The organism is Rhizobium sp. AG207R, from assembly GCF_027109195.1.
Classification (GTDB): Bacteria; Pseudomonadota; Alphaproteobacteria; order Rhizobiales; family Rhizobiaceae; genus Rhizobium; species Rhizobium dioscoreae.
In genome coordinates this window covers 240848-256644 of record NZ_JAEPVT010000011.1, presented here as the reverse complement: position 1 = coordinate 256644, position 15797 = coordinate 240848, and the positions used below count along the sequence as shown (strand labels likewise).

Sequence of the window (15797 nt, the reverse complement as noted above, 5' to 3'; positions counted from 1 at the left end):
GGATTATTCCAGCGCTTCGATGTTTTGGGGCGCCAACCTGCCCTTGAGGAGATCGCGAAGCGCGATGACATTGCCCTTAAGGCGGCCCTTGCGGTCGACCCAAGGCTCCGGTCGCCAGACCTTGACGAGGTTAGCCGCGAGATTGCGGCCGATCTGCATTGTTGCCTGCGGCACGCTCATCGTGCGCTTGCGCATGAGATAGAGCGGGTTGGCTATTTGCGAATAGCCGAGACGAACACCGCCCGGTCGGCCACCTTTCGTGCCGAGATGAACGCCTTCGAGTTGCTTGACGCTCACGACCTGGCCGTAATGGGCCACGAGTCTGCTGAAATCGACATCCTCGAGCCAGCCATAGAAGGGTAGGTTCTCGTCAAAACGCAGGGCCGCGGCTTTGACGACGGCCATGCGGATCGCCATGTTGCAGCCATAGGCATTGTAAACAGATCGGATTTGCATCGAGGGCTCGGAGCGGCGGCGGCGCTCCGTGCCGACCAATCGTAAGCCGTCACGAACGGAAATGCCCGGTCCGGTAATGCCGTCGGCCAAGACCGTGCCGGTGCACATGGCGACATCCGGCTGCAGCTGAAACAGTCGTTCCGTTTCTGCGATATAGGCAGGCGTCATCAGAAAATCATCATCGAGGAAAAGGACGATATCCGCGTCCTGAACGCTGTCGAGAATGCGATTGCGCTGACGGCAGAGCCCGCGCTCGCTGATAAGCACCCGCACCGGAATGTCGAGATTTCTAAGGCAGCTCGGATCGATGTCTTCCGGGGAGGAAAGGCAGACGACGATCTCGTCCGGCTTCCGTGTTTGGCTGGCAACATGGGGGAGGATGGACGACAGGATATCGCGGCGGCCGGAGCTTGCAACACCGAGCGTGATCTTCAAGGGCCGGCCCGTTACGCTGCCCGTAAGTCGTCGCGCCGACGCGCGCACCTGGCGACGATCCTGACGGCGGCGCCAAAGCCGCTTGTCCTGGCGGTGGCGCCTCTCATGGCTGCGGTTGGCGATGATGCCGAGGATATTGATCGTTGTCGTGCCAAAGCTTGCCAGCGCGTCCGACAGCCTCTCCACCGTCATCTTGTTCGTCTGACCGACGACGACGACAATGCCCTCGAGATAGGTGCAGATGACGCGGGTATCGGCAGAATCCTCGAAGGCAGACATATCGACGATGACGACCTTGTATCGCCGGCGCAACAAGTCGATCTCAGCCTTCAGCGCGGGCAGATGCCCATAGCGCTGAAAAGCGGTCACGGATTTTTCGGTCTCGTCGACGGTGACGACCGGGACGCCACCATGGGCCTGCATGACTTCCGCCTCGGGCTCATGCTCGGCCTTCGCGACAAGCAGGCCGCCTTCATGGGCGACGGCATAGCGGCGCGGCGCATCGTTGATGCTCAAGGCCTCCATGCCGAAATCCGTGCCGGCTTCGGTAACCACGCAGCTCAGTCTCGCATTGAGAAAGTCGGCGTCGACGAGCACAACGGATGCACCTTCGTGCTGATAGAGCTGCGCGAGATTGGTCGCGATCGTGGTCTTGCCTTCGCCGGTGCCGACCGAGGTGATGCCGATCACCATGGGTGCGTTCGGCGGAAATGCGGAATCGATCGAGTGCTTGACACCACGCAAGGCTTCCGAAAATTGCGAATAGGGCGTATCGAGCACGGATCTCAACGGCAGCATCGTTCGTCGCCAGCCCGCGTTGGCGGCCGCCATTCTTCCCGGCAGGAAGGACGGGCTCATGTAGACGGGCACGTGGCCGAGAGAGCTGATCCCCAATTCCCGCCGCAGCTTTTCACTGGAGCTGACGCGGCGATCCAGGCCGTCCCGCAAGAGCGCCGCCATGACACCGGCCGCAAGGCCGAGCATGGCCGTGAAGGGCAGGACGAAGGAAGACTTCGGCCAGCTCTTTGCCAGCGGCACGGCGGCCGCGGTCACGACACGAACATTGCCAAGCGGAAACGATTCCTTTTGCAGCGCGCCAATCAGCTGCTGCAGGATGCTTTCATACATCCGTCGGTAGGTGGTGGCGCGGCTTTCCATCTCCGACAGCTCCACCCTTGCCAGATTCTTGTCCGTTCCGGCGTCCTTAAGCGACGCCAATTCATCGCTGAGCAGCTTCTCGCGGGTTTGGGCGACTTCCAGATTTACCTTGTAGACTGCCTGGATACGCTCGAACTCCTTGCGCATATCTCCCTTTATTCGATCGATTTCCTGCTGCGCGGCAATGATGGCGGGATTATCGGCATCATATCTGCCGGTAAGGTTGTTCAATTTGATTGTCGCAGCTCCGAGATCCTCCTGCAGCTTCTGTATGCGCGGATTGTTCATCGTCTCATCGACATCGCCTTCGACTTTACCACCCGACATCAGCTGGTTGAGTGTCGCGAGCTTGGCTGATTCTGCCGCCGTCTGTGCCTTGGCCGCGACTGCTTGACTACTGATCTCCGATAGTTGCTGCTGATCGAGGGATGACGATGTACTGATCTCCATGATGCCGTTTTTAGCGCGAAACTCCTCAACATTCATCGCCGCCTCGCGAGCTTGCCGTCCGACTTCGATCAAACGTGTCTCCAGCCATTTGGCACCACTTTGCGCTGCCGATGCCCGCTCCGACAGGCCGGTGCTGATATAGGCCTCTGCAATCGCGTTCGCCGCCAGAGCCGCCTTTTGCGGATCGACCGAACTATATCCGATCTCAAGAATGTAGGACTGGCCAACGCGGGTAACCTCGACCCTGGAGAGGAAGGAGGCCATGGTGCGGCGCATGAGATCATCCTCCGTGGTTTCCACTTTCGCGCTGCCATCATCGCCGTGCTTGAAGTAGCTGAAGAGTGCGCGCAGCTTGTCATGCAGCGTCGCCTGCCAGGACATGCCGCCGACTATTTCCGGATCTTCCGTGAGATTGAGTTTCTGCACGACCGCGCGCGCGATCGCCTCGGATTTGACGATCTCGACCTGGCTCGCGATTTCCGCCGCCTCGATGATGACCGTTCCGGTGAAGGCGTCCTGCGAGACGATGCGTCCCTGGTCTGGATCCATGACGAGCCGCGTGGTCGCCAAATAGACCGGCTGGGTGGTCGCCATGTAGAAGCCGCCGACGCCGAGGCCCGCCCCCGTAAACAGTGCGAAGATCATCCAGTGGCGCTGCAGGAAACGCCAGACGTCACGAAAGGAGATATATTCGCTGCCCCCTGTCCCCTTGGCGCTCGAAGGAATGCTGCGCAAGCCCTTACCGATCTCGTGAATTGCCATGATTGTCGCCCCACATTGCTCGCTTATCACTATTGAGATTGGCCGGTATCGGCAGACGAAAGCGCCGTGCCGTCCAGGCTTCCGGAAATATTGTAGCGCACATCCAGAACGTCCCCCGGCTGCAGCACGGTCGCTTCCGATGCCTTGATCGCATTGGCCTCGTCGCCGTTGCGGGTGATCCAGTATTCCATCGGCTGGAGATCGAGCGCCTTCATGCTCTGACTCCTCGAAAGCGAAGCGCCCGAAAGCTGCAGAAGTTGCAGCGTCGTGTTTCGCTTTAGTTTGGTATCCTCGATTTCGGTCTCGGTAGTCTGCAGCAGTTGGCCGGCATCGGTCTTGCGCTGGCCCTTGAGATTGAGCGCGTCACGTTCGGTCTCGCTCAGCTTCTGCTTTGCCTGCATCGAAGCAACGACAAGATCCAGCTTGCCTGCCTGCATCTCGGCGACGATCCGCTCCAGCGAGGTTTTCCGAGAGGTGGTCAGGATCTTCGTGTCGACCAGCTTGGAAATGTCGCTCAACTCGTCCTGCGCGATCTTCACCTGCTCGTCCTGCGACGACATCTTCTCATCAAGGATGTTGATTTCGTTGCGCAGCAGCACTTCCAGATCCGCGGCGGCGGCGAGTTGCTGACGCAGAGCATCTGCCCTGGCATTGAACAGGTCTACTTCGCTCGTCATGATCTGCCAGATGGCCGATCCCTCGGGAGCGGCCTTGATCTCCGGCGGGAATGTGATCGCCGGCTGATCGTTGAGTTCGGCCATCAGGCGGGCCCGCCGGGCGCCGAGCTGTTTCAGCTGCAGCTCCATCCGGCTGATCTCGCCGGCATAGCTGACCTGCTGCGCCTCCGAGTAGTCACCGGTCTGGCTGGACCGACGCTCACGCCCACCCGCCATGGCAACCGCCTGCTTCACCGTCAGGCCGGGCCTGAACTCCAGCTCGCTCGGCTTTTCGACAGCGCCGGACACGTAGATCATCGGATATTTGACCACCTCGACCGAAGCGGTCGGTGCAAGCGCCAGACCGGTGATCTGCTTCAGCTTGTCGCCGATATCGGCGCTGATGTCCTCGACGGTCTTGTCGCCGACCCGCATTTCTCCGATCATCGGAATTGAGATCGAACCCGATTGCGACACGACATATTCGCCGTTCAGCGCCGTCCATTCCTTGTATTCGCCGGTTGCGGCGATCCATTCGACGATGGCGACCTTGATCCGCGCCTGAGGTCCGACACGATAGGCGTCGGCCGCCGCAGCACTCGCCATGCCATGCATCCCCACGCCGGAAAGAAGCAACGCCATCAACCAGGGCGCCATCAATCGAGATGGCCTGGAGATGGAATGGTAAGCCGAAGCGCACACTCTGGACATGAGTCTAAATCTCGCTTTCTTGATCGCTTGCGCCATCACACGGAAAAGGCGCCATGGAGCGAGATCAGCAGCTGAACGCATAACGTGTAAATCCCCTACCGAAGCAACGGGGCTTATCATTTCTGGCAGGGAGGTAGGCGACGCTGCCGTCTCTTGGTCGGATGGGCATATCCTTGTGTGCAGGCACATACCGGCAGCTAAATCTTTTGGTCACTCGCTTCGGCCATTTGTATGCCGCGCTGAACCGATGTAGGCCCTGTCGCAAAAGTTGCCGGCTGCCCAATGTTGTCTCGACCCATGGAGGGAAGAGCAATGCGGGTAGCGATCGTGCATTATTGGCTGGTATCGATGCGCGGCGGAGAAAAAGTGGTCGAGGCGCTCTGCGACATGTATCCGGACGCCGATATCTTCACTCTCGTCTATGATGAAAGCCGTGTCTCCGAGAAGATTCGCAGGCACAAGATTTTCACCTCCTTCCTTCAGCGGATTCCGGGTGCCGCCAAGACCTACCAATCGCTCTTGCCGCTGATGCCCTTCGCGTTGGAGAGCTTCGACCTCACCGGCTACGATCTGATCATTTCCAGCGAATCCGGCCCGGCCAAGGGTATCATCCCGTCGCCGCGGGCGACGCATATCTGCTATTGCCATTCCCCCATGCGGTATCTTTGGGATCACTATCACTTCTATCGATCCCATGCGGGCCTCGCATCCCGGCTCATATTGCCGATGCTGGCGCCGATGCTGCGCTCCTGGGACGTCAATACGAGCATGCGCGTCGACCGCTTCGTCGCCAACTCGCATCATGTCTGCGACCGCATCGGCAAGTATTATCGGCGGCCCGCGACCGTGGTCTATCCACCCGTCAATGTCGATGACTTCACGCCGGCGCCATCGACAGAGGATTTTTATCTCTGCGCCGGCCAGTTGGTTCCCTACAAGCGGATTGATCTGGCGGTGAAGGCTTTTACCCGGATGAATCGCCAACTGGTCATCATCGGCGAAGGCAGCGAAGCGGAGGGGCTCAAACGTATCGCCGGTCCCTCGATCACTTTTCTCGGCCGGACCCCATTTCCAATATTGAGAGAAAAGCTCGCGCGCTGCCGTGCGCTGGTCTTTCCCGGCGAGGAGGACTTTGGCATGGTTCCGGTGGAAGCGATGGCCAGCGGGCGACCCGTCATCGCTTACGGAAGTGGGGGGGCGCTGGAAACGGTCGCGCCGGGAGTGACTGGCATTCTCTTCGACCAGCAGTCCGTCGATGCGCTGATCAAGGCCGTGATCGATTTCGAGGCCATGCAGCACCGCTTTCACCCGGAAACACTGCAAGCGCATGCGGAACAGTTCAGTCCCCGCAAATTCACCGCGAGCATGCAAGCGATCATCAATGAGGAGTTGCTTATTCGCAAGGCCGCAAGGCTTCGCAGCCACCCTGTCGTTCAAGGGGGCCGCGAAGCGCAATTGCCGGTCCTTGCGATGGAGCCGCAAAGCAGGACACTTCAGTAGAAGGCGGCGGGACTGCGACCGCTGGCGTCGATCGGAAAAGAGGACACTCCACGAATCAACCATGGAGCCATCGAAATCACCCGATGGAAACACTGCAATCTAAACGCATCGTGCGATCTGGGAGTGCAATCTTCTAGCACTCAAAATGAAACAGATAATATCGCCGCGGTCGATTTAATCTGCACATGTTTTAGCAGTCATTGCTAAATATGAAGGTCTAGTAATATATTCGCTTAAAGCGGCTGTCACGTTCTGGTAAGTTACGACTTGCGCCCGCACGATCGATGAGACTGCGATTGTTGATGCGCACGCTCCGATGCGAACGGACCAGTTGAAACTGAAGAATGGCCGGATTTTGTTTGACCGGCTTGGGGAGGACGAGGCCATATGCCTGAGAACCGAGTGGATCGGTCGCAGCAAATTCCATATGAGTCCGAATCCGACAACGGTTTAGAGGCGGTTATTTCGCTTTGGAACCTCGATCTCAAACTGCTCGACTCCTCTAAGGGATTCAAAGAGCATATCGGCCTTCCCACCCGGAACAAGGTGACATTGTGGGAGGCCTATCCGGCACTTGCAAAACCGGCGCTTGCCGAGCTCATTCGTCAGGTAATCGATACAGGTGAAGCTCGCACGATCCCGCTCGACGATCCGAGGCGAGGAAAACGCAACGTTGTCGTCTCCTACATTCGAGTAGGCCTCCTGATCGTCGAAACCAACGGGGCAAGCTCGAATGGGAACCTGCCATCCGACGACGGTGAAAAAGCGCGGCTGATCCATCAGGCAACACACGACGCGTTGACCGGATTGCCCAATCGCCGCCAATTCAGTACCGCGCTGGCGCAGCTCCTTCCGGCGAGCGGCAAGATCGGGCCGGCGCTGATGCAGCTCGATCTCGATGACTTCAAGCCCGTCAACGACACGCTCGGCCACGGTGCCGGCGACATCGTGCTGAAACTCGCCGCCGCACGAATCAAGGAAGCGCTCGGCGAGGGCGGAACGGTCTACCGTCTCGCCGGCGACGAATTCGCCATCATCCAGGTCGGACCGCAGCGTGCCTTCGAGGCGGAGCGACTGGCAGACGCGCTGGTGAGCGAATTCAAGAAGCCGTTCACGGTCAACGGCATCTCTCTTTTCGTCGGCGTAAGCGTCGGCATTGCAATTGCGCCGCGCGACGGCAACGAGGGGGAACAGCTGATGAAGGCTGCCGATGTCGCCCTTTATGCCGCCAAGAAAGAGGGACGACGGCGGGCGCGGACTTTCGATCCGGCCATGCTGATCGTGGTCGAACAAAGGGAGCTGCTGCGACGAAGCCTGCGCGTGGCGCTGCAACGCGACGAGTTCTTCATCGAATATCAGCCGCTGGTGGAGTCTTCGTCCCATATAGTCGGCTTCGAGGCGCTGCTGCGCTGGCGGCATCCGACCCTCGGGATCATTCCGCCGGCCGCTTTCATTCCCATGGCCGAAGCCGACGGCCTCATGCGCGAAATCGGTCAGTGGATGCTGGAAGAAGCCTGCCGCGAGGCCTTGGCATGGCCGGCGCATTATACGCTCGCAGTCAACCTTTCTCCGGCGGAATTCCTGACGCCGGGCCTGACCGATCGCATCTCCCAAACGCTCGATATCGTCGGATTTCCAGCCGAGCGCCTGGAGCTGGAAATCACCGAAGGCGTGCTTCTGGAACGCACGACCAACAATCTCGACACGCTGAACACGCTGAACGTGCTCGGCATCCAGATTTCCCTTGATGACTTCGGCACGGAATATTCCTCGCTCAGCTATCTCAAGAATTTTCCCTTCGATACGATCAAGATCGATCGCTACTTCATCAGGGATATTTTGCAGGACGGCAAAAGCCAAGCCATTGTGCGCTCCGTGATCGGGCTTGCCCACGGTCTGGACATGCGGGTGACCGCGGAAGGCGTCGAAACGCAGCAACAGGCCGCCTGGCTCCGGGAAGAAGGCTGCGACCGCCTGCAGGGCTATAGCATCAGCCCTCCGCTCAGCGCCGACAAGCTCGATGATTTCATAAGGCGGGGTGCGCGCACTCAACCGGTCACCACATTCGACGAATATCACGCCAGCCCGTGAGTTTCGCATTTCGTTCGGGAATTTCTTGAGGGGGTAACATGGAGGAGGTGCAAATGGGCGCGGCCTTCGAGCCATTGCTTGAGCTGGAGATGGAGATGGCGACCCTGGTGGCGGACTGGTCGCATTGCGACCAATGCGCCGCTTATGTGGCACGCATGGTCAGCCATGATCGCCACGATCCCATCCGTCATGCCAACCTGCTTTCGTCAGCCCTGAATGAACTCTTCGAGATGTCGTTTCATACCAGGGAAAGCGGCGGCACCCTTACCTGCCGCTTCTACCGGAATGGCTTGATCGAGCGAATCGAACTGACTTTTCCCTGCTCGGCCGAACAACGCGCTTCATATCAGGCAATCGTCGAGCGCATCGGAAACGGCCATGCGCTTGCAAACTATCTCGATGTCATCACCGATGACGCCGCGCGTGCCGAGCACGCGATCCTTCTTGGCCTTGCCGTCAATTACGATGCGGATATCGAGCTGTCCGATCAGGATACAGGCGTGATGACTTTCGTGGTGGATCTCGCACTCGAAAGGCTACTCAATTGAACAACCCCTCCTCTAGCCGTTTCACAGCGCAATTCGATGCCAACAATCAGGAATTTTCCCTGTCGGGAGTCCTTAGACCGCATTCGGTTGCCGAGCTCGCCGATGATCTCGCCCTGCTGCGAAACGGTATCGAGACGGTGAACGGTGTCTGCTACATCAATCTGAAGCGCGTCATCCACATGAACAATACGGCGTTCCGCGCCCTGACGCATGCACTCCTCGATGCCACCCGGTCGAGGCCGGATCTCAAACTGACGGTCGTCGCCTCGAGCGTCGTCGCATGGGCATCGCGGCTGTTTCGCCATTTGAGCGATCTGTCGCCCAACATCGCCGTCGAGATCTACGATTCAGCCTTCTATCCCGGGCAGACGTTCGTGGAGAACCAGAGCTTCATCCCGATCCTCCGAACCCAGACGAAAATGACCTGGCGGCACGAACGCGAGATATTGCCGCGACACGGCCTTCGTGAGGGTTTGCATATTGCCGACATCTGTTGCGGCATCGGCGATTTCGCCATGCTGCTGCGAAAGGATTTCAAGCCGGCGCGGATCGTTGCCCTCGATCACTCGGTGACGAGCCTGGAATATGCCCGCAAGGTCGCGGACGACTTCGACGTCCAGGATATCGAATATACCTATGGCGATGCATCCCAGATGCTGTTCGAGAGCGACCAGTTCGATTTCGTGACCTGCAGGCATTCGCTGCAGATCTTCGACCGTCCGGATATTCTGCTGCGCGAGCTCTATCGCATATGCAAGCCAGGCGGCAGGGTCTACATCACCAACGAGAAGAACTCCCATTGTCTTGGCGAGCCCAGAGCCGACAGCATCCAATGGACCTATAACGAGGTCGCGAAGCTGTTTGCCCATTTCGACATGGATGTCGAAATGGGTCCCAAGGGCCGCCGCATGCTGCTGGATGCCGGCTTCAAGGATGTGCGGATGGAAAGCTTCATGGTCACCAATCTCGACGGCGATCCCCAGGATTTCGCCGACATCATCATGGCGTGGCGGAATGTCTACGCAGATGAGATGGCGGTCCGAAGAGGGGATTCGGCCGCATTCATCGAGCGATTCAAACAAGGTTTCGCCGACCATATTTTTGCCGCGCTCCACCCAAGAGGCTATGCCGGCTGGCCGATCTGGGCTTCCTCGGGACAGAAACCGCTATGACAGACGCGTCAACCGCCAAGCAACGGCTCGGACTGCGCTCCTTTCGCGCCAAATTTCTACTCGTGGTCGGGGGTGCCGTTCTTTTCGACCTGCTCGTCAGCGGCGGCCTTGCGCTTTGGAACGTCCAGCGTCTTTCGCGCAACGCCACGACGGAAGTGGGACAAGGCCTGGAGAAGGCGAGCCAGGATTACATTCGCTCCTATGCGGATTCGACCGCCGCGGAGGTCGGCCTGCTGATCGACCAGGTCCATTCCGACGTGAAGGCGCTGGCGGGCGTGCTGCAGGGACAGATCGACAACCCCGCGCGAAGCGTGGATGTGGGGGCCGCCATGAGCAGGGCGTCCCCGGGTGCCGTAACGGTGTCCTACGACCCGGTTGGCCAGTGGTCACAGAACTTGCCCGGCACGCCCTCCGTCATCAGTGTCTGGGGGTACCTGCTCGATAAGGATCACCATCCCCTGCCCCAGGTACAGGCAGACATAGAGTGGAGCGCGGTGCTCGATCTGGTCGCCCCTTCATTGCTGCATAACGGCGCGTCGAAGCTGCAGATGTATTATATCGGCCCCAGGGAGCGTCCGATTTTCCGGACCGCTCCCTATACGACGCAGGCACAGACCTTCGACCGGCTCTATCCCGGCCATAACAGCGCCGATTTTTGGACATTCTTCTTTCCGGGCCTCTACGAATCCTGGCAGCAATGGGCTTCCAACCCGTCATCACGGCCGGTTGCCGATTACATCACCCAGACCGCTCCCTATACCGACGCCATCACCGGCAAGCTGATCGTCAGCTTTTTTCATCCGCTCTGGACGCCGGATCGGCATCAGGTGGCCGGTGCCGCTGGCGCTGATATCACGCTCACGCAACTTGCCGAAATCGTCGAGCATGTGAAAGTCGCCCAGACCGGCTTCGGCTTCCTTGCCATGTCGAATGGAAATGTCGTCGCGATCAATCCCGTGGGCGAGAAGGTCATCGGCTTGCGTGCCGCCAATGATGCCGCCGCCAAGGGCGTCACCGGCGTCGATCGATCCTTGCGCAACAGCACGCAAACGGCAATCACCACGCTGCCACTCGAGGCCGACGGCGTGATCCAGCATATTACCCTTAGCCAGCAGGGAGAGGATGTTCCCTACCTCGTGGTCGTCAAGCAATTGCACCCGACCAATCTTTGGGTGGATGGACCGGTGCAACGCGAGGTCATGTCGCTCGGGATAGTCGTGCCCGAGCGCGAGATCTACGCCTCGCTCATTGCCGCCAAGGATGAGATATCGCGGGCGACCAACCGCATCCTGCTTTATCAGATCATGGCGGTCCTTGTGTCGCTGATGATCGTCACAGCGGCGGTCTTCGCTGCTTCGAAACGCGTCACCAGCGGCATCAGCGCGCTGGCGAGCGCCGCCAAACGCATACAGGCGAAGGATTATTCGGTCCGGGTCGATATCTCGACCAGGGACGAGGTGGCTGAGGCCGGCATCGCATTCAACCGGATGGCGGAGGATATCAGCTTCCACACCGAAAACCTCGAAAAGCTCGTCTCGGACCGGACCAAGGAGATCGAGGCCGCCAAGGAAGAGATTTCCACCCTCAACAGCCAATTGAAGAACGAAAATCTGCGGCTGGGTGCCGAGCTCAATGTCGCCAAGCAAATCCAGCTCATGGTCCTGCCGCGGGCCAAGGAACTGACGGCGATCAAGCATCTGGAGATCGCCGCCTACATGCGCCCAGCCGACGAAGTCGGCGGCGATTACTATGATGTTCTGCAGAACGGAAACAACCTCAAGATCGGCATCGGCGACGTGACCGGCCACGGGCTGGAGAGCGGCGTGCTGATGCTAATGGTGCAATCGATCGCCCGCGCCCTGCAGGAAGCAGGCGAGATGGATCCGGCAAAATTCCTGACCGATCTCAACCGCGCCATCTTCAAGAACATCGAACGGACACGGACGGACAAGCATCTCACCTTGTCGTTCCTCGACTATGACGGCGAGAGATTGACCATATCCGGCCAGCACGAGGACATGATCATCATTCGCCAGGACGGCAAGGTGGAGCGGATAGATACAGGCGATCTCGGTCTTCCTGTTGGCCTCGAGCCCGACATAGCTCCCTTTATCGATACGCGGCAAGTATCCTTCGAGAAGGGCGACATGGTAGTCCTGCATACAGACGGTGTCACCGAAGCGGAGAATTCGAAGGGCGAACTGTTCGGCTTCGACAGGCTTTTGGAGGATGCCCGCCGGCTACATGGCGGGACTGCGGAAGAAGTCGTCGAGGGCATACTCGACGATTTGATGGCTTACATCGGGACCCATAAGATCCATGACGATATTACCCTTGTGGTGATGCGGCACAGGTGAGGAGATGACAACAGCAATTTTCGGCAAGGAACATCTGGTTTCGTTCGACGGCACCAATGCCCTTCGCATTCGCCTGTTCGACGGACCTCTTCACTTGGCGTGGCGCCATTCGGCCATGACATCCGACTTTATCGCGGAAACGATGGCGCTCGATTTCCGTGCTTCCGAGCGCCAATACAAGACGGTACGGCACGATATCGGTTATTTGACCAACGAGCTCATCGAAAACTCCATCAAGTTCCGCGCCACGGGCGAGATCCTGATCGAGGCGTTGAGGGATGACCATCATTTCAGGATGCGGATCGGAAACTTTATCGACCGCGACGCGACTGAACGCTTCCAGGAATTATTGCTGAGGGTTACGGCCGGCGATCCCGGCGATCTCCTGATAGAACAGATCGAGGCAAGCGTTCTTGCCGGCGACGATGCATCCGGGTTAGGACTGTTGACATTGATGAGCGACTACCAGGTCCAGTTGGCCTGGCATTTCGACGAGGATGGTCCGCACAAGCGGATCAAGCTGCAAACCTATGCCGTAATGGCGATTTCATCGGCGTGAACCAGCGAGAGGCCTTTTATGGAAATCAAAGAAGAAGCATTCCGCGTCTGGTCCGAAGGCAGCACCCTTTATTTTGACGGAACCATGCGTCTGGCGGGTCCCGACGCCTATGCACCGGTCTATGATCTGGCCAGGACGATCCTTCATGGGGGCGGAGGCAAGGCGACTTTCGATCTCACCGGTCTGCAATTCTTGAATTCTTCGGGCATCAACCTGCTTGCCAAACTGACGATAGAGGCGCGCAAGCATCCGGATGTTCATCTTACCGTCTGCGGCTCGTCGCAAATTCCCTGGCAGATGAAATCATTGCCAAATCTGAAAAAGCTGCATCCGCGCCTGGATCTGCGCCTGACCTAGCCATCAAGCGCCCGCGCCCCTATCCTTGCCGCTCCCTCGGGGTGTCAGAACGCTCATGGTTCGGGCATTCGCCCTTATGGAATTATCCGCTTACAAGATCTCAGATGAGCCACGGTGCTTTGTTGCTGTCGCGCAGGGCGCGGACACGAAAACTTGCTGGAGAAGAGGAGTATCGTGATACAACATATCGCGCGAATTTATTTGAAGCCGAATTTGGGTCGACTCTCCCTTACGCCTATCGGCTTCGCCATCTGGGACGGAGATAAATAACAATACTCATTGATATCTCTAAAATATCTTATAATACCAACGTATATCTGAATTCTATAGTAAAAACTACAATTTAAATCACACGCCCAATGTAAATTATTTTAAATTAATACATCAGCGCTGATAGCGACAAAAATGGACAGAATGTAAAACTTCTGCATTCCTTGATAACGACAGCATAGTTAAACGTTAGTAAACTATAGCCATAAATTGCAGAAATAATTCCCAGTTGTAAACAGCCTACAACAAGGCGGAAGTCTTACTTCGCCTTGATACTCGGCTGCGTGTCTAAAGTACCGGGAGGGTTTGATGGGCATAGCGTTCAAATCTGCAGGCATCACTCCAAAAAATACCAAGAGACGTACGATTCTTGTTGCGGGAGGCGCGGGGTTCCTCGGCTCGCACCTTTGCGACCGGCTTCTGCAGGATGGCCATGAAGTCATCTGCGTGGATGATTTTTCAACCGGGCGGATGGACAATTTGTGGCATCTTCTTCGCTATGACACGTTCAGCTTTATCCGCCATGACGTCATAGCGTCACTCGATCTGCCTGTCAGCGAGATCTACAATCTGGCCTGCCCGGCATCTCCGCCGCATTATCAGGCCGATCCGATCCATACGATGAAGACATGCGTTTTCGGCTCGCTCAACCTGCTGGAGCTAGCCGCTCATCACCAGGCGCGCATCTTCCAGGCCTCCACATCGGAGATCTATGGAGATCCCCAGGTACATCCGCAGCCTGAGAACTATTGGGGCAACGTCAATTCCTTCGGCCCCCGCTCGTGCTACGACGAAGGCAAGCGTTCCGCCGAAACGCTTTTCCGTGACTTTCACGCTAAGCACGGCGTCGACATCAGGATTGCCCGTATCTTCAACACCTATGGGCCGCGCATGCGCCCCGACGACGGCCGCGTCGTATCCAATTTCATCGTCCAGGCACTCAGGGGCCAGGACATCACGGTCTATGGCGATGGCTCCCAGACGCGCTCGTTCTGCTATGTCGCCGACCTGATCGATGGTTTCGTCCGCCTTATGGCCGACCAAACGGTCATCCATACGCCTGTTAATCTCGGTAATCCGGGGGAATTTACCGTGCGTGATCTTGCCGAACAGGTGATCGCGATCACCGGCTCCAGCTCAAAGATCGTCCATAAGCCCTTGCCGGTCGACGATCCGCGTCAGCGCCGGCCCGACATCAGCGTCGCGAAACGCGAACTGGGATGGGAACCGTCGGTCGCGCTAGCGGATGGGCTGAAGTCCACCATCGCCTACTTCGAACGGCAGCTGGTTCGTCCAAGCAGCGAGCTTTTCGAGGTTGCGTGATGGCCAGGCAAAAAATACTCGTCGTGGGTGGCGCCGGCTTCATCGGCAGCCACACCGCGAAACTCCTTCATCGCCAGGGCTTCGAGCCCGTCGTCTATGACAATCTCTCGACGGGCCACCTGACCTCCGTGCGCTGGGGGCCCTTCGTCCAAGGCGATATTCTCGACACGCCCCGCCTTGTTGAGGCGATCGATGGCCACAGGCCTGCGGCGGTCATACATTTCGCCGCCTCGGCCTATGTCGGCGAGTCGGTTGAAAATCCCGCGAAATACTACGCCAACAATGTCACCGGCACGCTGTCGGTTCTAGAGGCGTGCCGCCGCGCGCAAGCCAATAAGCTGATCTTTTCATCGAGCTGCGCGATATACGGAATTCCCGCCCATCTGCCGATCCGCGAATGCGAGACGCCTCGACCCATCAATCCCTATGGCAGAACGAAGCTGATTGCCGAACACATGCTCGCCGACTATTCAGCCGCATACGGACTTTCCTATGTGGCACTACGCTACTTTAACGCCTCGGGCGCCGATCCCGAACGGGAACTGGGCGAATGGCATGATCCCGAAACGCATCTCATTCCACGCGCGTTGCTGGCGGCGGCCGGCGCGATCGAAACCTTGGAAGTCTATGGAGACGATTACGACACGCCGGATGGTACCTGTGTGCGCGACTATATCCACGTGCTGGATCTTGCCAGGGCGCATGTCCTGGCAGTCGAGTATCTATTGGCTGGTGGTGACAATCTTGCCGTCAATCTGGGAACAGGGCACGGCACGTCGATCAAGGAGATCGTCGGGGAGATCGAACGCGTTTGCGGACGCAAGGTTCCCGTCGCCATGCACAGGCAGCGACCGGGCGATCCGCCCGTCCTTTATGCCGCTTCCGAACTCGCCGCCGAGAAACTCGGCTTCCACGCTCTGCATTCGAATATCGAAACAATCATCCGGACCGCGGCTCCCTTCTTCGGATTGGAGATGCGAGGATGACATCGA

General features: G+C 58.3%; 11 protein-coding genes. 9 read left to right on the top strand and 2 right to left on the bottom strand.

What is annotated here, in order from left to right; genetic code table 11:
• Nucleotides 1–3: 3 nt before the first annotated feature.
• Both JJQ51_RS25460 and JJQ51_RS25455 read right to left on the bottom strand, forming a co-directional pair.
• The gene (locus JJQ51_RS25460; protein WP_233789986.1) at nucleotides 4–3261 is read right to left on the bottom strand and encodes a nucleotide-binding protein; all 3258 of its coding nucleotides are present in this window, start codon (nucleotides 3259–3261) and stop codon (nucleotides 4–6) included.
• A 29-nt stretch (nucleotides 3262–3290) separates the two neighbouring features.
• A complete protein-coding gene (locus JJQ51_RS25455) occupies nucleotides 3291–4559 on the bottom strand; it encodes a polysaccharide biosynthesis/export family protein (RefSeq protein ID WP_233788494.1) in 1269 nt (422 codons plus the stop codon).
• A gap of 381 nt (nucleotides 4560–4940) precedes the next feature.
• Between JJQ51_RS25455 and JJQ51_RS25450 the strand changes: the two genes are divergently transcribed.
• The 9 genes from JJQ51_RS25450 to galE all read left to right on the top strand — a co-directional run bounded on the left by JJQ51_RS25450 (nucleotide 4941) and on the right by galE (nucleotide 15791).
• Nucleotides 4941–6128 (top strand): glycosyltransferase, encoded by a 1188-nt coding sequence (locus JJQ51_RS25450; protein WP_113331222.1) that lies wholly within the window; start codon nucleotides 4941–4943, stop codon nucleotides 6126–6128.
• A gap of 387 nt (nucleotides 6129–6515) precedes the next feature.
• A complete protein-coding gene (locus JJQ51_RS25445; protein WP_113331223.1) occupies nucleotides 6516–8219 on the top strand; it encodes a putative bifunctional diguanylate cyclase/phosphodiesterase in 1704 nt (567 codons plus the stop codon).
• Between the two features lie 53 nt (nucleotides 8220–8272).
• Complete coding sequence (locus tag JJQ51_RS25440) at nucleotides 8273–8767, top strand: ubiquinone biosynthesis methyltransferase UbiE (protein WP_246661137.1); 495 nt, start codon at nucleotides 8273–8275, stop codon at nucleotides 8765–8767.
• Nucleotides 8764–9939 carry a class I SAM-dependent methyltransferase gene (locus JJQ51_RS25435; protein ID WP_269245472.1) on the top strand — a complete coding sequence of 392 codons (1176 nt, stop codon included), beginning with the start codon at nucleotides 8764–8766 and terminating at the stop codon, nucleotides 9937–9939. Before JJQ51_RS25440 ends, JJQ51_RS25435 begins: the two co-directional genes overlap by 4 nt.
• Nucleotides 9936–12296, top strand: coding sequence for a SpoIIE family protein phosphatase (locus JJQ51_RS25430; protein WP_113353331.1), 2361 nt, complete (start codon nucleotides 9936–9938; stop codon nucleotides 12294–12296). Before JJQ51_RS25435 ends, JJQ51_RS25430 begins: the two co-directional genes overlap by 4 nt.
• A 4-nt stretch (nucleotides 12297–12300) precedes the next feature.
• Nucleotides 12301–12855, top strand: a complete 555-nt coding sequence (locus tag JJQ51_RS25425; RefSeq protein ID WP_269245471.1) for a slr1658 superfamily regulator — start codon at nucleotides 12301–12303, stop codon at nucleotides 12853–12855.
• Between the two features lie 18 nt (nucleotides 12856–12873).
• Nucleotides 12874–13212 carry a slr1659 superfamily regulator gene (locus JJQ51_RS25420; protein ID WP_069615114.1) on the top strand — a complete coding sequence of 113 codons (339 nt, stop codon included), beginning with the start codon at nucleotides 12874–12876 and terminating at the stop codon, nucleotides 13210–13212.
• Between the two features lie 579 nt (nucleotides 13213–13791).
• Nucleotides 13792–14805, top strand: coding sequence for a UDP-glucuronic acid decarboxylase family protein (locus tag JJQ51_RS25415; protein ID WP_113353332.1), 1014 nt, complete (start codon nucleotides 13792–13794; stop codon nucleotides 14803–14805).
• Complete coding sequence (galE, locus tag JJQ51_RS25410) at nucleotides 14805–15791, top strand: UDP-glucose 4-epimerase GalE (protein WP_269245470.1); 987 nt, start codon at nucleotides 14805–14807, stop codon at nucleotides 15789–15791. The genes JJQ51_RS25415 and galE overlap by 1 nt, the downstream gene beginning before the upstream one ends.
• Nucleotides 15792–15797 lie beyond the last annotated feature (6 nt).